The following is a 22,269-nucleotide window of genomic DNA, read 5'->3' as shown; positions in this document are numbered from 1 at the left end:
GTGCGACGGTGTTTCGAGGCCATCTCCTACGTCTTGCGCACCGTCTACTTGGCGCAGTCGTCAATTAGGCTAATGAGGTCGCGGTAGGGGGGCGGCAGCACACGCTCCTGCATGCAGAGCTACCGCATAAAGCTTCTGTCTCTGGCATCAACACGTTCTTACCTTGGCGGTACTGGGAAGGTGTCTTGGTCGGACGACTAGCATCAAAACCCACCACGGATGCCCGAGGATGATCAACGTCTCAGGGCGCTCACTGAGAACGCGTCGTCGAGCTCTCAAATTCTTCGATGTGGACGGCGCAAGAGCTGCAGAGAAAGTTAGACGTACTCCAGGCTTCTCAGTCCATCACGGGGCACAAAAATCCAACCTTCGGAAGGATCGACGGTTGGCGGCGGATGCGCGAGTAAATCTGGTTTATTTTGAAATGACCAACCTATCAAAGCACATGTCAGTGCGTCTTCCAGATCCAAGTGATAAAACTCAGGGCCGGCCTTGAGCTTTTCAATTGGGACACTGCCACCAGAATCTTCGTAGAAAGGCCGACGCATCCCACCAATGCAGGCTGATCGTTTGCATGCGGAAGGGTAAGCCTCAATGGCATGGATATAACGGCCATCTGTCCAGAGCCCGCACCTCTCGATATCTGGTGCGAACAGGGCCAGAAAGTGAATACCCTTGGTCGCCTGGCTCCCAATCATGTCCTTGATGGGAGACAACGGCGAAAGACCTCTATCGAACAGAAAACGCTCTGTCTCTCTGTGCAAATAAGGATTGGCTGATGAGGAAAGAATTTGACCAGCAGCAACTCTTGAAACAATCAGGTCAGCGAATGCCTTGGAGAATCCAAGCGGCGTATCAATCGCGAACAGCAACCTGAACGAATTTTCATGATCGATTTTCACTTGGCACAATTCAAGGATCTTGGTGGCCAGCATCTCGGAGCTGGTTGCCTCGTTGAGGGTGTTGCGCAAATTACCCCTCCAAGGAACACCGGCCAGTTCTCTGGCTGAGTCGAGAATCACCAATGCATCTCGGCTTGCTGGATTCTTGTCGCAATTCCAGCCCCCCACATCCCATCCGACGTAGTACGTTTGCCTGTCTTTCAACCTATACACTCACGTTAAAAATCTTTGGACATCCCTTGCTGAGTCGCCAGGCCTAATTGCACTTAACCGTCCACAGCTCACTGATTTGTGTTGTATATCTCTGGCTGCGCATCTCGCTTTTCATGGCCCACTCCGGGTCGGTGGGCACGCTTGCAGGCCGCAATGTTCCTTTGCCCCAGCGCTGGTTGATGTCATCCAAAACCCCCATGACCTTTGACGTGGCCAAGGGCTGTACTTCACTGAACAAGTCGTCAGTGAATTCGTTGGATTTGCGTAAATCCAACAGATGCACCTCTGCCTTACTGAACCTTATTCCCGGCCTGAAAATCCGCCCCACAGCCTCGGTCGCGTAGCGAATCAACAGCCTGACGTCGTTGGTGGGATACGGGAGATCAACAGTCGCGCCATTGGAATATTTAACCTCGTTAGGGTTAAAGAATCCGGTTCTGATGTTCACTCTCATCGTCTTGCATAGCGAATCCTGAAGCCTGAGCTTCTCCGCCGCGCGCTGAACGTAGGTCGCAACAGCTTCCTTTATCGGCTCAACTTCCGTCAGCCTCGCTCCGAAGCTTCGGCTGCAACAGATTTCGTGCTTTGCGGCGTCTGCCTCCAGGGAGTCGAGACAAGAAACTCCGCCAAGTTCACGAGCGGTTTTTTCCAGCACAACGCTGAATTTTTTCCTGAGCAGCCTCGGGTCAGCTTTTGAAAGGTCGAGTGCCGTGTGGATGCCCATTTCCTCAAGTTGAGTACGAAGCTTTCTGCCTACGCCCCAGACCTCGCCCACTGGACTCTTGCGCAACACCCATTGTAGGGTCTTGGGGTCGCAGAGATTGACGACGCCTTTTGTCCTCTCCATGTACTGCTTGGCAACGTGGTTAGCCAGTTTGGCCAGCGTTCTGGTCGGGGCGATGCCAACTCCCACAGGAATGCCGGTACCCTGCCCTACCGCTTTCTGAATTTTCATTCCTAACTCAGATAGATCTCCAGGCATCCCGGTGAGGTCGGCGAACGCTTCGTCAATGCTGTAGATCTCAAGCCTGGGCACCATGGACTCAATGATGGTCATAACACGGTCACTGAGGTCGCCGTACAACGTGTAGTTGCTGCTGAACGTCGCGATGCCGGCTTCATCGAGATAGTCTTTGATTTGGAAGTAAGGCGCGCCCATTTTGACAAAGGGCTTAGCGTCATAGGAACGGGCGATCACACAACCGTCGTTGTTAGACAAAACAACAATCGGCACCTTGGCAAGATCCGGCCTGAACACTCTCTCGCAGCTCGCGTAAAAGCTGTTGCAGTCGATTAAAGCGAACATTTCGTCAGTTCCGGCCATGATCACGCACGCTGTATTGCACCACACCCCAGATCATCAATTCATCCTCATCGGATAGCGTTCTCGTGGCGTAGCTGTCGTTCTCCGGCGCCAGACTCAGCCGTCGACCTTCAAGTCTGAGCCTCTTGCAAACAGGCTCAGCGTTGAGCGACGCAACGACTATGTCGCCGTCAACAGCTTCCCTGCTGCGATCAACGATCACAAAGTCGCCGCTGAAAATCCCGGCTTTCTGCATGCTGTCCCCGTCAATCTTGACCAGGAAAACATGAGGTGCACGAATGTTGAAAAGCTCGTCGAGTGAGATGTGTTTTTCAATGTGATCAGTAGCAGGAGATGGAAATCCAGCGGAGGCAGTTGCGGAAAAAACCGGGATGGGCAACCCTTGCGCCAGCAAAGCACCAACAGCAGTCACACTCATTCTGCACCTCCAGTGGTTCTATGCGTTCTAGGTTACCCAGCGTCACAGCCCGAACTAAGCGTAGTGTTCAGAAAAGTGCGCGCAGTGGCTGGAAATGATGCAGTCATCGCAATGAGGGCTGCGTGCAACACAGACCTTCATCCCATGCTGAATTAGCCATTCGTGAGCGTGCTTTTTGTATTGCGAAGGGGTGACTTCGTTGATCACCTTGGTGGTGACATCCGTTGAAGTGGTGTCAACAATCCCTAAACGGTTTAGCAGGCGATGGATGTGCGTATCGACGGCAATTAATGGGGTGTCGAAGATGAAGTTCATGATCAGACTGGAGCACTTGAGACCAATACCTTGCAGCTGAAGCAATTCCTCTTTTGTGTCTGGAAGCTTGCCGCCGTGTCTGTCGATGATTTGCTTGCACATCATCTTCAGGCTTTTGGTCTTTTTGTTGTAGTGCGCGACAGGCTTTATGATGCTTCGTAGCTCTTCATCATCCAGCGCCAGAAGTTCCTCGAACGTCGACACCTTCTTGTAAAGAGGCACGCACGCAGCCACCACTCTTTTGGTAGTCGTCATGGTCGACAGTGCAGCAGAGACAATGCTTCGGAATGGCGTACTGGACAGCCCATTGGTCATCCATTCATCGTCACTCTGATCGAACGTCGGGTAGGCGTTACTTAGAGACTTGTAGATAGATGAGATTTCACTTTTTGCGAGCATCTAACAGGCCTCCTGGACAGACTTGTCGGCGGCAGCATGGAAGTAAGCCATCTGCCCAGGGGCATATGGATGTGTCAGCGGTTTTGCCGGTTCACAAGGAAACTGTTGAATAGGGTCTATTGGCGCTACAAGCTGCGCCTGGGAGGAGATGACAAACGTTTCAAGGCGACGATTGTGAGCAGCACACTCGTCGCGCAGCCAATGCAGATCGTCCCTTCGGTTGGACAGCCCTAAAACGCCGACCGCGCTACCCAGCTCGTCGTAAGAAAACTGAGCGGAAGCAATCATTGCGCGAAGGTCACACAGCCCTGAAAGAGAGCTAATTGGCTGTTGGTCAGCCTGTGCGGACGCGAGATCAGCAACCGACGTGCAGCAAGTGGAGTCGCCCGTGAGACCAATATCTGCAGACGCTGACAGTTCTCGTACCAGCGAAGCGAGGGTTCGTGGATGTCGGCAGAAGACCTGGAAGATGATCGCAGCCTCCAGGCGCACGCCAGCTTGGATATTACCGTCTTCGCTCATTAGTGCCTCGGCCTGAGCCGTCACCTTATGGTTGAGCAAGCGCAGAGCGTTCAGCCGGGCCACACACCACTGTTGATACAACGAAGTCGACATACGATCTCTCTCTGTCATTGCAGAAATCATCCACGCGCGTAAATTAGGCCGGTCTTGACCTTCATTTGCCGTTGCAATACAGCTCAGCTTCCAATCCGAGTCGAGTGCTGCAAGCGCTGACTGGTCAAGCCTCAGCGCGTTTGTGAAGCTGCTGCCGCGTCTGAATAAGGGGCGCATGCTTACCGGCAAATTAATAGTACGCTATCGTACTATTAAAAGCCATGCACCTCCGATTCCTTTCGTCGTTTCGTTTGTGATTCGCTGATTAATCGGTAACGGTCAGCCCCTTAACAACCCAGTGCCGTCAGTAAATGGCACACTGTGCAACTCACTTCTTAAGTCGGACAGATGGTTTGAAACAGGATCGCGCCAAAAAAACCCCTCCCTCGCCCCGTCCAAGACCAGGTCGTCCGCGCGCTGACCAGGCGGGTGAGGTCGAACGGAGAATTCTTGATGCAGCCACAGCCATTTTTTTGGAGCACGGATTCGGACGTGCCACTCTTGACCAAGTCGCAGAGCACGCTCACGTGGGCAAGACCACGCTTTACAGCCGATACGCAACCAAGGAGGCGCTGTTCGAAGCTGTGGTACGCAAGTGCGTAGAGACGTTTCTTCAAGACATGGACACAGGGCCTGCCGAAGGCAACCTGGAAAAAAAATTAGTGCAGGTGGGTACAGCTTTGGCACAAGCCACACTCACCCCTTACGTCATTTCAATCATGCGCATTACCTTGGCCGAAACTGATCGTTTCCCAGAAATCGCTAAAGAGGCGTTTCGATTGGGCTTCGGGGCGTGTGTTCAAAGTATTGCGGACGCGTTGACTAACGGTGAGGAGCCTTTGAGCGCTGAGCTTGCTTTGGAAATAGGTAGACGATTTGTGGAGCTGGCACTTCATCCTCTCTACTTCCATGCGTTTTTCGGTGGCGATCTTGGGATTCTTAACCAGCGAATCTCAAAAGACGTTGCTCAGGTTGCCGGGATGTTGTCGAAGGATGTCAGCCAATCAGTTTTCGACAATCCGATTTAGCTGCCAGCCCCATAAAGGGGCTGGCAACCAGGGCAATCATTACATCTTGATCACGTAGTTTGTGAATCCACCGTGGCGACTGCTGGTGTCGTCAACAGCTTTGTTCACTTGCTCAAGGGGATAGACCTTGTGCTCATAGAACCCCAGATCAAGCAGTCCTGCGCCAGCCATGTCCACCATCGCTTGGCTCTGCTGCGTTGTGAACCAGCTTGATCCAATGATGGTAATGTCGTTGGAAAGCGCCCAGAACAAGTCTAGGGGGACGTCGCCCTGAACAGCGCCAATGTCGACAAGCCGACCGCCTCGATTCAGACTTTTGAAACCTTCCACCAACGGCTCGGCAGGCGCTCCAGGGGCCAAGGCATCCAGCACGATGTCGACGCCTTGGCCATCAGTTACTCGCTGGCTCCACTCTTTCACAGGCTCTGATCCCGACTCCAATATCTCGATTCTCCCTTCAGGCCCCATGTCCTGAACTTTTTGAAAAAAATCCTTGTTTCGAGCCGTGCCAAGGATTTTTTTCACACCAAGCGCCAGGGCCACGGCCACTGCGCCCAGTCCCAGCGTGCCTGTGATGCCGTTGATGAGAAGAGTTTTGCCGGGGCCTGCATTGGCTCGGATCAAACCGCGATATGCCGTCCCCAGATAGCCCAAGCGAGTTGCAGTTTCGAAATCCACTGCATCAGGCAGTCGAACAAGGCTGTACTGCGGTGCCGGCATGTATTCGCACAGACCACCATAGGGATAATCCTCGAACATCTGCGCGCCATTTTTGCCCAGGCCGAAGTAGCCGTTTAGAACGAAGCTGTCGCACGAAACCGGCTCCCCCGCTTGGCAGGCCCTGCACGAGCCGCAGTACCGGCCCGGGTTTACGTAGACTCGGTCTCCAGGTTTGAAGCCATACACTTGTGACCCGACCGATTCGATCACGCCAGTTGCGTCCAAGCCAAAGATAGCGGGAAGTTTCGGCAGCGGCAGCTCGGGTGCCACTTCGTCCCATTCCGCGATCACGTTTTGCAGGTTTTGCACCAGCCCGCAGGCTTCGACTTTCACCAGCACCTCAGTGGGGCGAATAGTTGGAACCGGGAGGCGTTCGATTTTCAAGGGCTTGCCGGTGTCATGCAGCCGAGCAGCACGCATTTCAGTGGGTGTCATGTGAAGCTCCTGTGCATCATCTGACTCATGCTTAAAGACTGCATGAAATAAAGGTACTTACTCGTACCATTAATGGAGCCTCAGGTGATGTCAGGAGTTCAACAGATCTTCTGTCTCAGGCTTTCTCTCGAAGCTGCGCATCGTTTAAATCACCACGAAAAATGCCTTTCGCGATTCAGCATTGAGATGGCAACGGCTCTCTACTTACCCATCATGCTCACGGCCTGCTGTGTGGCCTCGGTGGTTCTGGTCGCCAACTTGCGCACCTCATCCGCAACGACTGCAAATCCTCTGCCAGCTTCACCAGCCCTGGCAGCTTCAATGGCAGCATTAAGGGCGAGTAGATTTGTCTGGCTGGCAATGCTCTGAATGGTGCTAACAATCTGGGCCAAATGCGCGAGGTTGCCCTCCAGCTCCTGTTGGTGCAATGACTGGGCATGGCGCAGCGTTTCCTGCTCGTGTTGAAGGTGAACGTCCACCAGCGCACCCACAACTCTCAGCGGTGCACCCGACGGGTCTCGTCGTGTCTGACCACGGGCCCTGAACCAGCGGTACTCGCCGCTTTTCATTTTCAAACGGTACTCAATATCGAAGGGCGTTTTCCCTGTCCTGTCAGTTAGGTGCGCGCCAAAGGCGTTCAGGCTTTGCGCTTTGTCCTCGGGGTGCAACCTCGAGGCCCAGCTGTCAAGAACATCCGGAAATTCTTCAACAGTATCGAAACCCAGTAATCTTCTGAATTGCGGCGACCACCAGAAGGGGTTTCGGGGGTTGACAGGATCTCCTGCAATCACCTCCATATCCCAAAGACCATCAGAAAGCATCTCGCGCGCTAGCTCAAACCGAGTGATCATTACGTCATGCATCTGATCTCGCTCAAGCTCTTCATGAATATCACGCAGAGAGCCTGCAACGCGAATAGGCACCCCCCGGTCATCACGCAAAGTTTCACCCTGAGCGTGAAACCATCGGTAAGTACCGTCTTTCATCGCTAAGCGATTTTTGACCTTGTAAGGCGTCTGGCCTGACTTATCATTCAAATGTTTGGCAAAGGCGTCCAGAGTTGCTTGCTTATCTTCCGGATGCAAACGATCAGCCCAGCTAGCCAGCACGTTTGGAAAATCGCGCTCGTCGTTAAACCCCAAAAGACTCCGGAATTGTAGTGACCACCAGAATCGATTTTTCGGGTTTATCGGATCACCAGCAATCACCTCCATGTCCCACAAGCCTTCGCTAGAGGCCCGGTTGACAAGGTCAAATCTAACCTCTTGAGCAGCAGCACTCTCAGAAGCCTCTCTCAAGAGCAAGCGCGCAGATTCAAGTTCTGCCTCTAATGCCAAGACGTGTGCCGCTACTCTGGTTTCGTCATCCTTCAAGGCTTTCCAAGCTTCGATAATTCTCGGCGCTTCAGCGCAACCTGAGACTTGTGGGTCGCCCCCTTCCATGATGGATGAAATCAACTGATTTAGCGCTGCGCGATCACGGCGACCAAAAAACAGATTCGACATATGGAAATACTCAAATGGCTTAGAGCCCTCATCCTTGGCTCCTTGACATCTAGATCGTCGGGGTGACAAAAACCTTGAGTAAAAACAGCATGAATCTGAACATTTAAGACGATTGGTAGGGACCGTTCTCAAAACCCTAAGACCTGTCAGGTTGAGGTGTGTCGCGGGCCCGCTCCTGAAGCAAACCTACCCCGCTCTTCATCGGCGCTTGCAGCCAGCGCCGGCAGCACAAGATTACCCATTTTGGCATCTGCTGATCTTTCACGGCCTAAATGATCAGGTGTGTCAAAAGTTGTCGAGGAACGCGCTGAAACCAAGGGCGGGGGCGGTATGCGGCAGCTCTGCATCCGGGGGGCATATTACATGCTGTCCCCTACCGCGACGACGTATGCTCAATTGATGACGGCTCCTAGTGGCCGGTGCGCAGCACATAGAAGATGGCCTCGAACACCAGCCGCGCCGGCTTAGGTGGCCGAACGGCACTTGGCTGATTCACGGAAGCTTTGTTCGTTGTCGCGCGCGGATCATTGGCACTCCACGATGCAGTGCCACCTACGACTCTACACGTTTCGCCAAGGTCTAGATTCAACGCCGCACGCAATGCGGCTTGGATCTACAGTCACCGATTTGCCGCGGAGGAGTTCTTAGAAGTCAATCATGACTTTCATGGCCTTTTCATCTGCGGCATGTTTAAACACATCATAGGCCTTACCCAGCTCGGAAAATCCAAAGCTATGAGTGGCGAGCTTTTCCATCGGTAGTTTGCCGGAGCAGCAAGTTTTGAGGAGCATGCTGGTGGTGTTGGCGTTAACGAGGCTGGTGGTGATGGTGAGATTCTTAATCCAGAGCTTCTCCAACGCAAATTGCACGGGCTTGCCATGCACATCCACATTGGCAATGTGCCCACCTTCTTTGACGATGTGTTGGCAAATATTCCATGTGGCTTCCAGGCCAACAGCTTCAATCGCGCAATCCACTCCGCGGCCCTCGGTAATCTCTAGCACACGGGCGATAGCATCTTCCTGGGCGGAGTTGATGGTGTGAGTTGCGCCGAGTTCGCGAGCCATGGCCAAACGGTTGTCATCCATGTCGATGACGATGATGCTAGAAGGGGAATACAACTGGGCGGTAAGTACACAACCCATGCCAACGGGCCCGGCGCCAATGACGGCGATGGTATCGCCCGGCTGAACATTGCCATATTGCACACCAATTTCATGTGCGGTTGGCAGGGCGTCAGAAAGTAAAACGGCAACATCTTCGTTGAGGGCTTCTGGCAGGAGGTACAGCGAATTGTCTGCAAAGGGAGTGCGTACAAATTCAGCCTGAGTGCCGTCGATCATCTAGCCCATAATCCAGCCGCCTCCATTGCGACAGTGGGCGTATAGCTGCTTTTGGCAGTTCTCACAAATGCCGCACCGGCTCACGCAGGAAATAATGACCCTGTCGCCTTTTTTGAATTTACCTACGGCATCGCCTATTTCTTCAACGATGCCGATGCCTTCGTGACCCAAAATGCGACCTAAGAAATGGGAGCCTATTTATGCGATCAACTAGAAATGATTGTCAAACTATAAAGCTGCTAAGCCGGTGATATGCGAGGAGCTAGGAGCCAAAATTCAGCATGCTACTATGAGTCTGAATACCTAATACCCTGCAGCCCGACGTAGAATAGCGCCCCGTCCGCTGCGACCAACACAGCTATGTGAGCTTCGCCCCCCCCCCCCCAAGAGCTGGGTAGAATTCTTCATCAGGAAAGAGCTTGATTTCGTTAGAATCGTAATGACTATGGCACGCCCAGATATCGCCCGAAGAGGGGAAAACTGTGGGAGATGGCCCTTGAGCATCTGGGCTCAGACGGAATTCTCCACGCGATCATAGATATGTGGAGCCGAGCCGCCCCTCCGCCCCGACCACTGGAGGGATACCTGTCCACCAAGGAGGTAAGTCAGGACATCTTGAACATACCTAAACTTGCCCAGGAGCAAGTCGGTGCCTTCGTACCGGGTCGAATTCGGGCTGCAGGCACACTCACTTTGTACGCTCATCAAGCTGCGCGATGCCACGCTGGCCGAAGGTGTTATCCACGCTGATGAGACTCCGGTGCAGATGCTAACGCCGGGCGCGAAGACACCCCATCGTACCTACGTCTGAACTTAGAGCACGACGCCGCTTTCGTGCCCGCCACTTTTCTGACGAACAGAGGCACACTCAACATCGAGCTGAGGTTTCATGCAAGGGGCAGTTTGCGGATTGCCGCACGAAGGTTGAGAAATGCGGGTTCAAGCAGTTGCGCAATGGCGGTGGCTTTTTCGGTGGGGCAGTAAGCGTTATTGCGAATGAACAGCTCATCGTTGAAGCGCTTGCGCAGTTTGGACAACGTATTGCTGACAGCCGGTTGCTTGACTCCCAGACAAGCGGCTGCACGGCTCACGTTGCGCTCGCGATAGACGACCAAGAAAGTCATGAGGCTTTGCAAATCGGCTTTGAGCAATAGTTGTTCATTTGAATCCATATTTATCCGCCTAAGATGCGGTCCACAAGCAATCTCCAGCTAGTAGGCCTCGCTAAATGGACCCTACAGTGAGCCGAGCCGCGCTGTGAATGTCCTTGTGTCCAGCCTCGATCTACGGTCTGTCACGCTATTTGCTCCTTACAGATGCGCCTGTGTGGCAGGCGCGCTTGAGGTCTCCCAGACTATTGCTCGCTACCTGGCGATACCGGCAAGGAAGCCGATATTCGGGCGTGGCAAATCTCGAGTATTTCATCGGCGAGCGGCGAATCATCCGGACACGCACGCGACAGCATGATCGCGCCGACTGCATGAGCCAGTACGTCGATCATCTTAGCTCTCGTCTCGCCCGGGGCAGCGCCTTCGACGGGTGGATACTTTCCAACCAGCGTTTGCAGCATGCGGTCGATCCCATCGGCAAAGGCGTTCTTCAATTCATCTGACTGTCGCGCCGCGTCTCCACACAGGGCCGACATGGTGCATCCATCGGCACGTCCATCCCTGTGTCTCCTCGACACGTAGATATCGACGAACGCCTGAATGTCAAGCGCTTCGGCGCTGGCCAGCGAGCGGGAAAGACCACTGGCTGAAGCCTCGGCCATCAAATCGGCTTTTGAGCCGAAATGTTTATAGAAACCTCCATGGGTGAATCCGGCAGCCCCCATAAGATCCACCAAACCTACGCCGTCAAATCCTCGCTCACGAAACAAAACGGAGGCCGTCTCGACGATGTGCTCGCGATTTGCCTGCGCCTGGGCTTTGGTCACCTTCACCTGTAATACCTCGAATTTGCTCAAAAAATCATTCATCCATAATACATAGATGTTGAGTGCAATCAAAATGATTGACAGCAAAGATTATGATCGACATCATAAATACACATCAAATCCATCCCCAGCCACAGAAGAACCCTCGCATGACCGATCAGAATCTGTTTAGCGCTTACACCCTCGGGTCACTGACACTTGCCAACCGCGTGGTGCTGGCGCCGCTAACGCGCAACCGTGCAGGTACTGGATTGGTGCCCAGCGAATTTGCCGCCACTTACTACAGCCAGCGCGCTTCGGCGGGACTGCTGATCACCGAGGCCACCCAGATTTCGGCGCAGGCCCAGGGCTACCAAGACACACCCGGTCTTTACACCCAGGCGCAGATTGACGGCTGGCGCCGTGTCACCGAAGCGGTGCATGCCAAGGGCGGCAAGATTTTTGTGCAACTGTGGCACGTTGGCCGGGTCTCCCATGTGGACCTGCAACCGGGTGGTGCCGCGCCAGTAGCGCCGTCGGCCATCCGTGCCCAGACCAATACCTTCGTCAATAACGGCTTTGCCGACGTGTCCGAGCCACGCGCGCTCGAACTCGACGAACTGCCAGGCATCGTTAACGATTTCCGCCAAGCGGCAGCAAACGCTATTGCGGCCGGCTTCGACGGCGTGGAAATCCACGGTGCAAACGGCTATTTGCTCGACCAGTTCATCAAGGATGGCGCAAACCAGCGTACCGATGCCTACGGCGGCTCTATCGAGAACCGCGCGCGTCTATTGCTGGAAGTGACCGCCGCGGTGGTCGCCGAGATTGGCGCGGAGCGCACCGGCATTCGCCTTTCGCCGGTCTCGCCCGCCAATGGTGTGTCAAGCAGTGAGCCGCAGGCTCAGTTCGATTACATCGTCGAGCAACTCAATGCGCTCGACATTGTTTACCTGCATGTCGTCGAAGGCGCGACCGGTGGGCCACGCGACGTGGCGCCCTTTGATTTCGACGCCTTGCGCCAGCGCTTCCAGAACACCTATATCGCCAACAATGGCTACGACCAAAACCTGGCCAGCTCGCGGCTTGCGCAGGATAAGGCTGACCTCATCGCCTTTGGCCGCCCGTTTATTGGCAATCCGGATCTGGTAGAGCGGCTCAAGGCCGGTGCGCCGCTGTCGGCCTTCGACCCTACCACCATCTACGGCGGGGGTGCGGCGGGCTATATCGACTATCCGACACTGACCGAATCAAGCGCTGCCGCCAACTAGGCACTGGCTGACCGAGCCTGCTGTATTCGTTCATCAACCACACTCCGTATTCTTAAAAATGAGCTGACACCATGACTACTCGCCCTACCGTTCTCATCACTGGCGCTTCCACCGGCATTGGCGCGGTTTACGCCGAGCGTTTTGCCCAACGAGGGCATAATCTGGTACTGGTCGCACGCGACCTCTCGCGCCTGGAAGCCCTCGCGGCAAAATTGCGTGACCAACACAGCGTCGCCGTTGATGTGCTTCAAGCCGACCTGACTCAACTCAGCGACCTGCACACCGTCGAAGCGCGTCTGCGGGATGACGCTCACATCGGCATCCTCATCAACAATGCCGGCGCCACACAGTCCGGCAACTTCATCGAGCAAAGCACCGAGAGCTCTGCGCAAGTGGTGGCCCTCAACACCACCGCGCTGGTGCGGCTCGCCAGCGCCATCGCACCACGCCTGGCCAAGGCGGGTGAAGGCGCGATCGTCAACATCGGTTCGGTGGTGGGTCTGGCGCCTGAGTTCGGCATGACGGTCTACGGTGCGACTAAGGCGTTCGTACTGTTCCTGTCCCAAGGCATGAGCCTGGAGCTAACACCTAAGGGGGTTTATGTACAAGCCGTACTGCCGGCCGCCACCCGCACGGAAATCTGGGGCCGCGCCGGTATCGACATCAACACCTTGAGCGAAATCATGGAAGTGGGTGACTTGGTCGATGCCGCGCTGGTCGGCTTCGACCGTCGCGAGCCGGTGACCATCCCTCCCCTACAAGAAGGCGAGCGTTGGGATGCCCTGCAAGCGGCGCGTCAGGGTCTGCTTTCGCAGATCAAGCAGTCCGCTGTTGCACAGCGTTACCTCGCCCAGTCGTGATCGCTCTCTAATCGACGCCGGCCCGCTGAGTACAGGATCACAGGTCACTGCACCCAGCGCGCCATTTGTACGGAGTCACCATGACCGCCCCGAATGCACGCCCTTATCCTGGATCACAGGAGTTCTTCATCAAAGCTGCGAACCAATCAATCAGGGTGGGCAGCACAACCTTTGCCTACCGGGATATGGGCGCATTGACTGAGGTACCGCTCGTTCTGTTCAACCATTGGGGGGCCGTGCTGGACAACTTCGACCCTCGAATTATTGACGGACTGGCGAAAACACGGCGTGTCATCGCCACCGACTACCGAGGCATCGGTGGATCTAGCGGATCGGCTCCACTGACCGTTGGTGAAATGGCTGACGATGCAATTGATCTGATCCGCACGTTAGGTTTTGAGAAGGTCGACCTGTTAGGTTTTTCACTCGGTGGATTCGTCGTCCAGGACATCGCCCTGAAGGCTCCCGAGTTGGTACGCAGATTAATTCTCACCGGTACAGGAGCAGCAGGTGGCACCGGCATCAAAAACGTCGGCGCGGTAGCGTGGCCATTGATGATAAAGGGCCTCCTGCACTTGCGGGCCCCCAAGTTCTATCTGTTCTTCACCCAGACGAAAAACGGACGCCAAGCCGCCTCGGACTTTTTGAAACGACTGAAGGAGCAAAAAAAGGATCGCGTCAAAGGCCCGACGCCGAGAGCGTTCCTGCGCAACTGCAAGCCATCAAGGCTTGGGGCAACCAGGCACCTCAGGACCTCGGGCGCTTGCGGATCCCGACACTGGTCGCCAACGGCGACAGCGACATCATGGTGCCCAGCGAAAATTCGGTCGCGCTGGCGCACCGAATTGCGGACGCACAATTGATCATTTATGAAGACGCAGGACATGGCGCCATTTTCCAGCACCATACTGATTTCGTGACAAAAGCATTGGCATTCCTCGGCGGCTGAAAGCCTTGTCGCATCAACGGTGTGAGTGCTCTGCCGACCCTAACTCCAACCTACAAGGCCGAATTCTCATGAAAGCATTTTCAATTGACCGTTATGGCAAAAGCACCGGGCGTATCGGCGAAATTGCCGAGCCATCCGTGGGCGCCCATGACGTCCTGATTCAAGTACATGCCAGCAGCGTGAACATGTTGGATTCAAAGATCAGGACCGGCGAATTTAAACTGCTCCTCCCGTATTCATTTCCATTGACACTGGGCAATGACCTGGCCGGGGTCGTGGTCCGGGTAGGCGCGGCGGTCAAACGCTTCAAGCCGGGCGATGAAGTGTATGCACGCCCGCCTGAAGACCGGATCGGGACGTTCGCCGAAATGATTGCGGTGAACGAAAACGCGCTCGCATCGAAACCGGCCAATATCAGCATGTCTGAAGCCGCATCCCTGCCTTTGGTCGCCCTGACAGCCTGGCAAGTGCTGGTTGAAACCGCCCAGTTGAAAAAGGGCCAGAAAGTGTTGATTCATGCTGGCGCAGGCGGTGTCGGCACCCTGGCCATCCAGCTCTCCAAACACCTCGGGGCCGTTGTCGCGACCACCACCAGTACCCCGAATGTCGAGTGGGTGAAAGCGCTGGGGGCGGACGTGGTCATCGACTACAAACAGCAGGACTTCGACAGCGTCTTGAGCGACTACGACGTGGTATTGAACAGTCTGGGCGCGGATGTTTTAGCCAAGTCACTCAAGGTCCTGAAGCCCGGCGGCCAGCTCATCTCCATTTCGGGGCCACCCACCCCGCAGTTTGCACAGGAGCGAGGGGCGCCGTGGGCAATCAAGCAAGTCATGCGCCTGTTGAGCCTCAGCATTCGACGCAAGGCACGCAAGCTGGGCATCAGCTATGCGTTCGTGTTCATGCGGGCGGACGGCGCACAACTGCAGGAAATCACCCAGCTAGTTGAATCAGGGGTTCTACGGCCAGTCATTGACCGCACGTACGCGCTCGAGTCAACGGCAGAGGCGCTGCGCTACATCGAACAGGGCCGATCAAAAGGCAAAGTGGTCATTCAGGTCATATAGCTGCCCCCTCCTACCTGGGACAAAGGGCGAGGCAGACGCGCGCAAAAGGCTGGCAAGATGGAATTGGATAACGATAAATGCGACGTCAATGAGTGCGTTGAATCAACCGTAGCCGAAACACACGAGGAGGAACACACCGGCGAACATCAGGATCAAGTGCCACAGCTTGACGAGGCGACATCGGCGCAGGCATCAGCCAGTAAAACGCCTGAAGTCTCTGCTCAACCTGTAATCCTCTGGCGTAGCTTGATGTTGCAGCAGTAGTACTCGCCAGTGCCGCGACGCACTGGCGACACGTTCTACTGCAACTCCTGGTTACAAACCATAAACGCCCGCACTCTCAGGCGTTTACGTCGACGACGGTGCGCCCTCGAACTTTGCCTTCAAGAATCTGATCGGCGATTGCAGGGACTTCGGCCAAGCCGATCACCTTAGACGTGCGTGCCAGTTTTTCAAGGCTCAGATCTGCAGCCAGCCGCGACCAGGCCTGCAGGCGCACCTGCTGCGGCGCCTGCACCGAGTCTATGCCTGCCAGCGTCACGTTACGCAGGATGAAAGGCAACACCGATGCGGGCAGATCGGCGCCCTGGGCCAAACCGAAGGCCGTCACCACGCCACGATACCGAGTCTGTGCCAGTGCGTTAGCCAGGGTGTGGCTGCCTACCGAGTCCACGACACCTGCCCAACGCTCCTTGCCGATAGGTGCGCCCGGTTCCGATAGCGTACGTCGGTCGATGATCTCGGCGGCGCCGAGCGTACGAAGATAGTCGGACTCTTCGAGGCGCCCCGTTGAAGCGACCACACGGTAGCCCAGGCCAGATAGCAGCGCGATCGCCACGGAGCCAGCACCGCCATTGGCACCGGTCACCAGAATGTCGCCGCTCTGCGGCGTCAAACCACCGTGTTCAAGCGCCAACAAGGCCAGCATTGCGGTGTAACCGGCAGTGCCTATCGCCATCGCCTCTTTGGTCGAAAACACTTCCGGGACTTTCACCAGCCAGTCACCGCTGACACGCGCTTTTTGCGCGAAGCCACCGTGCCAGGTCTGACTTAAACCCCAACCGTTGGCCAACACACGGTCGCCGGCTACGATGCCGGGATAGCTGGAAGACTCGACGATGCCCGCGAAATCAATACCCGGAACCAAGGGGAACTGACGGATGATCGGAGACCGGCCACTGACCGCCATTGCATCTTTGTAGTTTACGTTGGAGTACTCGATCCTCACCGTGACGTCACCGGGCATGAGGTCTTGGTCATTGAGGCTGACCAGGTTGGTCGAAATCGCGTCGCCCGCCTTGGTGGTGAGCAGTGCTTTGAAGGTCATGATGTTCTCCTGTTGAAGAGGATGTTGCGATGCAGACCAGGGTAATGGTGTTTGTGAATACAGGCGTTGATAGCTGAAATCCGGTGCTATAAGCCTATGACCGACCGTACAGCGGATGCTGTGCAATGAAAGTATTCAAACGCGTTGCTACCTCTTGCGGTGCGGAATCGGGAAAGAAATGCCCTCCCGCAATTGCGGCGGCCTCCATGGTCGTAAAACGCTCGGACCAGGTAGCGGGAATATCATAGTGTCGAGCCATCGCTCCTGACGCACCGTAGAGAATCTGTGCGGGAACCGTAGTACGACGCCCTTGATCAATCGAATCGTCCGCGAAATCGACCGCCAATGCAGCGCGATAGTCGTTGCAATAACCCGCGATGGTCGCCGGGTCTTTCCATGATTGCCGGTACGCCGACAGTTGCTCGACATTGAAGTCTTCAGGCCCGGCAGCCCCCCAGCCGAAAAGACAACTTTCGAAGAAGAAATCAGGATCAGCCTCGATCATTCGTTCTGGAAAAGGCGCTGGCTGGGCCAGGAAGAACCAGTGCCAGTAGCTTTGCGCGACTTCCTTGCGCAGATCGGTCAGCAACACCGTCGTTGGCACAATGTCCATCAGCGTCAGGCTGGCGACCGAATCGGGGTGGTCGAGCGCCAAGCGATACGCCGCTCGAGCACCGCGGTCGTGACCGACAAGGTGGAACCTTGCATGCCCGAGTTCGCGCATTAGCGCCAATTGGTCCAACGCCATTGTCCGGAACCCGTAGTTTGCCAAGCTGGCCAGGGCCTTGGGCTTGCTCGAGGCACCGTATCCGCGCAAATCCGCGCAAACGACCCGATAGCCTCGCGCAACCAGCGCGGGTGCAATCTGCGCCCAAACGACCATGGTTTGCGGAAAGCCGTGCAGCATCAGCACCGGTTCACCTTCACCTGCAACGACACAAGCGATTTCAACTTCACCTACGTTGATCTGAAGCTGCTTGAACCCTTCAAACATAAGCCCTCCCCAAAACCACAAGCTATATTTTTTGTATAGTATTCACAGTATACAAAACGTATAGTTAAATCAATGGCAATACCCGACCCACTCAAGCAGCGAGCAGCACATGACAACGGCTATGCGTTCACCAGCAGAAGGTGCCCAATCGATAGCGACCCGGTCAGCGGAGCTGCCGGATGGAAGAGCTTCTGGTATTGAGCGGTGGGTGCTCGTCTATCCAACGCATCGCGCTACAAATCGGCTGAGCGAAATAGGTACAATAAGTCATGACAAACAAAACCTATGGTCAACTCTGCCCAATCGCCCGGTCGCTGGATGTGCTCGGAGACCGCTGGACGCTGCTTTTGATCCGCGAATTCCTGCTCGGTCCCAAGCGATTCAAGGACCTGCTCGCGATTCTGACCGCGATGGGTCCAAACCGGCTCTCAGAACGTCTCGCCATGCTGGTGCAGAACGGCGTTATTCAGCCCGTCACGCTGCTCACGCCTGCCGCTACGCCCGCTTACGAGCTGACGGAGCTTGGCGAGCGACTGCGCACGCCAGTGCTCGCGCTGGGTTTCTGGGGGCTGGGCTTGCCGGTCGACGAGCGCATCGATCCGTCCAGTGCGCGAGCAGAACTCATAGCGCTTTGCCTGACCGGCGCGAACGATCCGACGGCGAGCGTTGGTTTGCAGGAACTGTACGAATTTCAAGTGGGGCCGGAAGTCTTCCATATTCGAGTCAGCGACGGCAGCCTGTTGGCGCGGTCCGGGCCCTGCACGGAGCCGGTCGACGTCAAGATCCAGTGCGACATGGACACCTTCATTGCACTGGTTCTACGCCACATCACGCCAACCCAGGCGCTTCGCGAAGGACGCGCAAAACTGCTGCACGGCGATCGCCCAGCGTTTACGCGAGTGTTCAAAGTCCTCGAGTACAAGCCCTAAGCGCTGGGCTACTCCACCCTGACACTTACCTGCATCCGATGCCATTCGGTGGTAACCCCGTGCACGTCAAGCGCTCATGCGGCGTGTAAACCCTTGTAGAGAACTCACCATGACCGCCTCCTCACCTGAAGAAAACTTGCTGAACCGGCCCTTATACCTTCCGAACGGCAGCGCTATCCGCAATCGCCTGGCCAAAGCGGCCATGAGCGAAACGCTGGGCACCTACAACAATCACCCAACATTGAAGCTGGTCGAACTGTACCGACGCTGGTCCGCGTCAGGCATCGGGTTGCTCATCACCGGAAACGTCATGATCGACCGGCGTGCACTCGGTGAGCCAGGCAACGTGGTGATTGAGGATGAAACAGACTTGCCGCTGCTCCATCAATGGGCCCGTGCCGCAACCGGGCAAGGCGCAGCGATCTGGGTGCAGCTCAATCACCCGGGCAAGCAGTCGACCAAAGGCCTGAACCGCAGCAACCTGGCACCCTCCGCCGTGCCGTTCCGCAAGGACATGGCCTCTCTTTTCGAGACGCCACGCGAGGCCACGACGGCCGAGATCGAAGACATCATTCAGCGCTTTGGACGCAGCGCAGCCATCTGCAAGAAAGCCGGCTTCAGCGGCGTGCAAATCCATGGGGCGCACGGTTATCTGATCAATCAGTTCCTGTCGCCCCACCACAATCGGCGCACGGATGAGTGGGGTGGCAACTCGGAAAAACGCCGGCGTTTCGTGCTGGCCGTCTATAGAGAAATCCGGCGCCAGGTCGGTACCGATTTTCCGGTCGGCATCAAGCTCAATTCAGCCGACTTCCAACACGGCGGCTTCACTGAACAGGAGTCCATGGCAACGATCCATGCACTCGCCGAAGCCGGCATCGATCTGATTGAGATTTCCGGCGGCACCTATGAGGCACCCGCCATGAGCGGCGGCCTCGAAGCCACTAAAAAAGCGTCCACCGTTGCGCGTGAGGCTTACTTTCTAGAGTTTGCCGAGAAGGTGCGCACCTCGATCAACGTCCCACTGATGGTCACAGGCGGTTTCCGCAGTGCCGCTGCAATGAACGCTGCACTGCGCTCCGGAGCACTGGACGTCATCGGCCTGGCGCGGCTGTTGGCGATTGATCCCGAAGCACCGGCCGCCCTGTTGCAAGGGCAGGACAGCGCGCAGCGAGTACGACCGATCACCACCGGCATCAAACAGATTGATCAGATGGGGGTCATGGAAATTCTCTGGTACACGCTGCAGCTCAAGCGAATCGCCAGTGGCGGTAATCCAAAACCCGATGAAAGCGGACTTTGGGCGTTTGCCAAATCGGTGCTGAAAAGTGGCTGGGGCACCTTCCGTACGCGGCGTGCGCGCGCATGAGCCCGGCCGTCGCTGATGATGTCTGCACAACATGACAACCTCTTGGAGGACTTCAACATGAGCTATACGCATCTAACCGCCCCTACCCTCTATGTCGACGTCGATGGGGACACGTTTGCCTATCGCCGCTGGGGCAATGACAAGACAGACCAGCCGCCCCTGTTCTTCTTCCAACATTTCCGTGGCGGCATGGATCATTGGGACCCCATCATGACGGATGGGCTGGCGGCGGGACGCGAGGTCATTCTCTACAACGGTCGCGGCGTTGCCTCCTCTTCCGGCAAACCGCGTAACCGCATTGAGCTGATGGCCGACGACGCGGCCGCAGTGATCCGCGTACTCGGTCTATCAACAGTCGATGTGCTGGGTTTCTCGCTTGGCGGTTTTATCGCCCAGGACCTGACACGGCGCCATCCCGACCTCGTGCGCAAACTGATGCTGCTGGGTACCGGGCCGCGTGGTGGTAACCCGGACTCAGACCCTGGCGTGCTGGAGGCCGCACCACGGCCCATCCCCACCGTGGACGATTTTCTGTTTCTGTTTTTCGGTCGATCCGAAGCGGCGCGACAGGCAGGCCGCGAGTTCTGGGAGCGCCGTCATCAGCGTGTCGATCAGGATCCCCCCAGCTCTGTGCAGGTGATGCAGGCCCAGATCGAGGCCCATATGCACTTTATGCCCAAGCTGGACCCCGATGCTCCGTTCGAGCATCTACGTGCGATCAAACAGCCAACGTTCATCCTCAACGGCATGAATGACATCATGATTCCAACGGTCAACTCCTGGTACATGGCCCAGAACATCCCGAACGCCCAGTTATTCCTGTACCCGGATGCGGGCCACGGCGCCCAATTCCAATGCCCTGAGCGCTTTCTGAAACACGCCACCGCGTTCCTCAGCGAATAACCCCTACGGAGCCAGCACATCATGCTGAAATTCAAATTTTTGTTGTGGGCGCTGACCCAGCTGTTACAGCGGGCCATCAAGAAAAACCCCGGCTGCGCAAAACTGGTTAATGGCAAGTCGCTGGTCTTTCAGATTCGAACAGAGGATGGCGTGGGTCGCTACTTCACCGTTGCGAACGGAAAGATAAAATCCGCCGCAGGTTTAACGCAAAAGCCGGCATTCACGCTGTCGTTCAGAAACGCAGAAAGAGGCTTCGCCATACTGTCGGCTAAAGACAGCAAGGATGAATTCCTGACAGGCTTGCGTACAGGCGATCTGAACATCAGCGGTGATTTTGTTGAGGTGATGTGGTTCCAGGGATTAACAGAATACTTGCAGCCGACCAAAGACCCCGCGCAGGTCTTTTTTACCACGCGCTAGGGCTCGACACACTCAACTCTGGAGAAAAACCCATGCATCGCTTATTTGCAATGGCCGTGCTGTGCTTCACGTTTGCAGCAACCTTCAATACGGCATCCGCCCAGGCCCAGACAGTGGGCGCCACCGCGCCAAGCCCATCATCAAGCGAATCTAGCCCAGGGGGCGAATGGCGAAATATACGCACCCAGTTCGTCTCCACAGGTGGTGTTTACTACGCCTATCGTGAGCTTGGACAGAATCAGGGTGGCACGCCCGTCGTGTTCCTAAACCACTTGGCCGCCGTGCTGGACAACTGGGATCCGCGTGTCGTGGACGGGATCGCGGCGCAACACCACATTATCGTGTTCGACAACCGTGGCGTCGGCGCTTCAACTGGCGAACCCGCGGCAACCATCGAACAGATGGCGGATGACGCAATCAGCTTCATAAAAGCCAAGGGCTACACGCAGGTCGACCTATTCGGCTTCTCGATGGGAGGCATGATCGCCCAGGAAATCGTGCTCAAGGAGCCGCAACTGGTGCGCAAAATCATCCTGGCCGGTACCGGCCCGGCAGGTGGCGAGGGCATCAGCACCGTCGCCGGCGTCTCCAATAGAGCCCTGATCCGGGGCCTCTTCACGTTCCAGGATCCGAAACAGTTTCTGTTCTTCACCCGTACCGCTAACGGAATCGCCGCAGGCAAGGCGTTCCTGGAGCGGCTGAAAGAGCGTTCTGAAAAGCGCGACGATGAGATCAGCTTTTCCGCATATCGCGCGCAGTTAAAGGCCCTGCGCGCCTGGGGCCAGAAAGCACCCGCCGATCTCTCTGTCGTCAAGCAACCGGTGCTTATCGCCAATGGAGAAGACGACCTGATGGTGCCAATCGAAAACTCGCGTGATCTTGCACGCAGGCTCCCCCACAGCGAATTGATCACCTACCCTGATGCCGGTCATGGCGGCATATTTCAGTTTTATGCCGACTTCGTACCCGCCGCGCTCACGTTTCTCGCTCGTTAACACACACGCTTGCATCCGCCTGGCTCGAACGCCAGGCGTCGGCGTGGCCCACC

23 protein-coding genes and 4 pseudogenes are annotated in these 22,269 nt (G+C 56.1%); 13 read left to right on the top strand and 14 right to left on the bottom strand.

The genetic code is table 11. From position 1 onward, the window contains the following. Positions 1 to 317: 317 nt before the first annotated feature. The 5 genes from ACI512_RS17735 to ACI512_RS17715 form a co-directional block, all read right to left on the bottom strand. Complete coding sequence (locus ACI512_RS17735; protein WP_231807654.1) at positions 318 to 971, bottom strand: hypothetical protein; 654 nt, start codon at positions 969 to 971, stop codon at positions 318 to 320. A 187-nt stretch (positions 972 to 1,158) separates the two neighbouring features. Further along, complete coding sequence (gene umuC / locus ACI512_RS17730; protein ID WP_074845439.1) at positions 1,159 to 2,439, bottom strand: translesion error-prone DNA polymerase V subunit UmuC; 1,281 nt, start codon at positions 2,437 to 2,439, stop codon at positions 1,159 to 1,161. After that, a complete protein-coding gene (locus tag ACI512_RS17725) occupies positions 2,426 to 2,857 on the bottom strand; it encodes a LexA family transcriptional regulator (RefSeq protein WP_074845442.1) in 432 nt (143 codons plus the stop codon). The genes umuC and ACI512_RS17725 overlap by 14 nt, the downstream gene beginning before the upstream one ends. Positions 2,858 to 2,911: 54 nt before the next feature. Next, positions 2,912 to 3,571 carry an endonuclease III gene (nth, locus tag ACI512_RS17720; protein WP_074845445.1) on the bottom strand — a complete coding sequence of 220 codons (660 nt, stop codon included), beginning with the start codon at positions 3,569 to 3,571 and terminating at the stop codon, positions 2,912 to 2,914. Next, entirely contained in the window at positions 3,572 to 4,186 is a 615-nt protein-coding gene (locus tag ACI512_RS17715; RefSeq protein WP_139273482.1) for a hypothetical protein, read from the bottom strand. It lies immediately after the preceding gene. Between the two features lie 353 nt (positions 4,187 to 4,539). Here ACI512_RS17715 and ACI512_RS17710 point away from each other — a divergent pair, with 353 nt between their 5' ends. Continuing rightward, the gene (locus ACI512_RS17710; RefSeq protein ID WP_074845450.1) at positions 4,540 to 5,214 is read left to right on the top strand and encodes a TetR/AcrR family transcriptional regulator; all 675 of its coding nucleotides are present in this window, start codon (positions 4,540 to 4,542) and stop codon (positions 5,212 to 5,214) included. A 39-nt stretch (positions 5,215 to 5,253) separates the two neighbouring features. Here ACI512_RS17710 and ACI512_RS17705 read toward each other — a convergent pair whose 3' ends face one another. The 5 genes and pseudogenes from ACI512_RS17705 to ACI512_RS17685 all read right to left on the bottom strand — a co-directional run bounded on the left by ACI512_RS17705 (position 5,254) and on the right by ACI512_RS17685 (position 9,388). Further along, the gene (locus tag ACI512_RS17705; RefSeq protein WP_074845453.1) at positions 5,254 to 6,369 is read right to left on the bottom strand and encodes an alcohol dehydrogenase catalytic domain-containing protein; all 1,116 of its coding nucleotides are present in this window, start codon (positions 6,367 to 6,369) and stop codon (positions 5,254 to 5,256) included. A 224-nt stretch (positions 6,370 to 6,593) separates the two neighbouring features. Continuing rightward, positions 6,594 to 6,782 (bottom strand): annotated as a pseudogene (locus ACI512_RS17700) (methyl-accepting chemotaxis protein); the annotation flags it as partial. 69 nt (positions 6,783 to 6,851) lie between these two features. Continuing rightward, a pseudogene (locus ACI512_RS17695) lies at positions 6,852 to 7,583 on the bottom strand (PAS domain-containing protein); the annotation flags it as partial. Between the two features lie 935 nt (positions 7,584 to 8,518). After that, positions 8,519 to 9,217, bottom strand: a complete 699-nt coding sequence (locus tag ACI512_RS17690) for a zinc-binding dehydrogenase (RefSeq protein ID WP_231807656.1) — start codon at positions 9,215 to 9,217, stop codon at positions 8,519 to 8,521. Then, positions 9,218 to 9,388 carry an alcohol dehydrogenase catalytic domain-containing protein gene (locus tag ACI512_RS17685; RefSeq protein WP_259469312.1) on the bottom strand — a complete coding sequence of 57 codons (171 nt, stop codon included), beginning with the start codon at positions 9,386 to 9,388 and terminating at the stop codon, positions 9,218 to 9,220. Positions 9,389 to 9,926: 538 nt separating this feature from the next. Between ACI512_RS17685 and ACI512_RS17680 the strand changes: the two are divergent. Next, positions 9,927 to 10,025 (top strand): annotated as a pseudogene (locus ACI512_RS17680) (transposase); the annotation flags it as partial. 79 nt (positions 10,026 to 10,104) lie between these two features. On the opposite strand, the gene ACI512_RS17675 reads toward ACI512_RS17680, so the two are convergent. Both ACI512_RS17675 and ACI512_RS17670 read right to left on the bottom strand, forming a co-directional pair. Then, positions 10,105 to 10,368, bottom strand: coding sequence for a LysR family transcriptional regulator (locus ACI512_RS17675; RefSeq protein WP_231807657.1), 264 nt, complete (start codon positions 10,366 to 10,368; stop codon positions 10,105 to 10,107). 203 nt (positions 10,369 to 10,571) lie between these two features. Beyond that, on the bottom strand, positions 10,572 to 11,159 hold the full coding sequence (locus ACI512_RS17670) for a TetR family transcriptional regulator (RefSeq protein ID WP_074845716.1): 588 nt from the start codon (positions 11,157 to 11,159) through the stop codon (positions 10,572 to 10,574). A 143-nt stretch (positions 11,160 to 11,302) separates the two neighbouring features. Here ACI512_RS17670 and ACI512_RS17665 point away from each other — a divergent pair, with 143 nt between their 5' ends. From ACI512_RS17665 to ACI512_RS17640, 6 genes and pseudogenes are all read left to right on the top strand, one after another. Beyond that, positions 11,303 to 12,403: an alkene reductase gene (locus tag ACI512_RS17665; RefSeq protein ID WP_074845464.1), complete on the top strand. Its 1,101-nt coding sequence runs from the start codon at positions 11,303 to 11,305 to the stop codon at positions 12,401 to 12,403. Between the two features lie 71 nt (positions 12,404 to 12,474). Then, a complete protein-coding gene (locus ACI512_RS17660; RefSeq protein ID WP_074845467.1) occupies positions 12,475 to 13,263 on the top strand; it encodes an SDR family oxidoreductase in 789 nt (262 codons plus the stop codon). An 80-nt stretch (positions 13,264 to 13,343) separates the two neighbouring features. Beyond that, a pseudogene (locus ACI512_RS17655) lies at positions 13,344 to 13,862 on the top strand (alpha/beta fold hydrolase); the annotation flags it as partial. Further along, positions 13,808 to 14,212, top strand: coding sequence for an alpha/beta fold hydrolase (locus ACI512_RS17650; RefSeq protein ID WP_367889081.1), 405 nt, complete (start codon positions 13,808 to 13,810; stop codon positions 14,210 to 14,212). The pseudogene ACI512_RS17655 and the gene ACI512_RS17650, both read left to right, overlap by 55 nt. 68 nt (positions 14,213 to 14,280) lie before the next feature. Next, positions 14,281 to 15,279: an NADP-dependent oxidoreductase gene (locus tag ACI512_RS17645; protein ID WP_074845469.1), complete on the top strand. Its 999-nt coding sequence runs from the start codon at positions 14,281 to 14,283 to the stop codon at positions 15,277 to 15,279. A 57-nt stretch (positions 15,280 to 15,336) separates the two neighbouring features. Further along, positions 15,337 to 15,543 carry a hypothetical protein gene (locus ACI512_RS17640; protein WP_074845472.1) on the top strand — a complete coding sequence of 69 codons (207 nt, stop codon included), beginning with the start codon at positions 15,337 to 15,339 and terminating at the stop codon, positions 15,541 to 15,543. A 76-nt stretch (positions 15,544 to 15,619) separates the two neighbouring features. On the opposite strand, the gene ACI512_RS17635 is transcribed toward ACI512_RS17640, so the two are convergent. Continuing rightward, positions 15,620 to 16,606 (bottom strand): MDR family oxidoreductase, encoded by a 987-nt coding sequence (locus ACI512_RS17635; protein ID WP_074845475.1) that lies wholly within the window; start codon positions 16,604 to 16,606, stop codon positions 15,620 to 15,622. A 94-nt stretch (positions 16,607 to 16,700) separates the two neighbouring features. Further along, positions 16,701 to 17,600 carry an alpha/beta fold hydrolase gene (locus ACI512_RS17630; RefSeq protein WP_074845478.1) on the bottom strand — a complete coding sequence of 300 codons (900 nt, stop codon included), beginning with the start codon at positions 17,598 to 17,600 and terminating at the stop codon, positions 16,701 to 16,703. A gap of 269 nt (positions 17,601 to 17,869) precedes the next feature. Between ACI512_RS17630 and ACI512_RS17625 the strand changes: the two genes are divergently transcribed. The 5 genes from ACI512_RS17625 to ACI512_RS17605 all read left to right on the top strand — a co-directional run bounded on the left by ACI512_RS17625 (position 17,870) and on the right by ACI512_RS17605 (position 22,216). Beyond that, complete coding sequence (locus ACI512_RS17625) at positions 17,870 to 18,529, top strand: winged helix-turn-helix transcriptional regulator (protein WP_231807658.1); 660 nt, start codon at positions 17,870 to 17,872, stop codon at positions 18,527 to 18,529. Between the two features lie 109 nt (positions 18,530 to 18,638). Next, a complete protein-coding gene (locus ACI512_RS17620) occupies positions 18,639 to 19,898 on the top strand; it encodes an NADH:flavin oxidoreductase/NADH oxidase family protein (RefSeq protein ID WP_074845481.1) in 1,260 nt (419 codons plus the stop codon). 57 nt (positions 19,899 to 19,955) lie between these two features. After that, positions 19,956 to 20,801 carry an alpha/beta fold hydrolase gene (locus tag ACI512_RS17615; protein WP_074845725.1) on the top strand — a complete coding sequence of 282 codons (846 nt, stop codon included), beginning with the start codon at positions 19,956 to 19,958 and terminating at the stop codon, positions 20,799 to 20,801. A 21-nt stretch (positions 20,802 to 20,822) separates the two neighbouring features. Continuing rightward, complete coding sequence (locus ACI512_RS17610) at positions 20,823 to 21,221, top strand: helicase (RefSeq protein WP_074845484.1); 399 nt, start codon at positions 20,823 to 20,825, stop codon at positions 21,219 to 21,221. A gap of 32 nt (positions 21,222 to 21,253) precedes the next feature. Further along, on the top strand, positions 21,254 to 22,216 hold the full coding sequence (locus ACI512_RS17605) for an alpha/beta fold hydrolase (RefSeq protein ID WP_074845488.1): 963 nt from the start codon (positions 21,254 to 21,256) through the stop codon (positions 22,214 to 22,216). The last annotated feature ends 53 nt before the right edge of the window (positions 22,217 to 22,269 follow it).

This window comes from Pseudomonas petroselini (assembly GCF_045037875.1).
Classification (GTDB): domain Bacteria; phylum Pseudomonadota; class Gammaproteobacteria; order Pseudomonadales; family Pseudomonadaceae; genus Aquipseudomonas; species Aquipseudomonas petroselini.
This window is presented reverse-complemented; position numbering and strand designations above follow the sequence as displayed.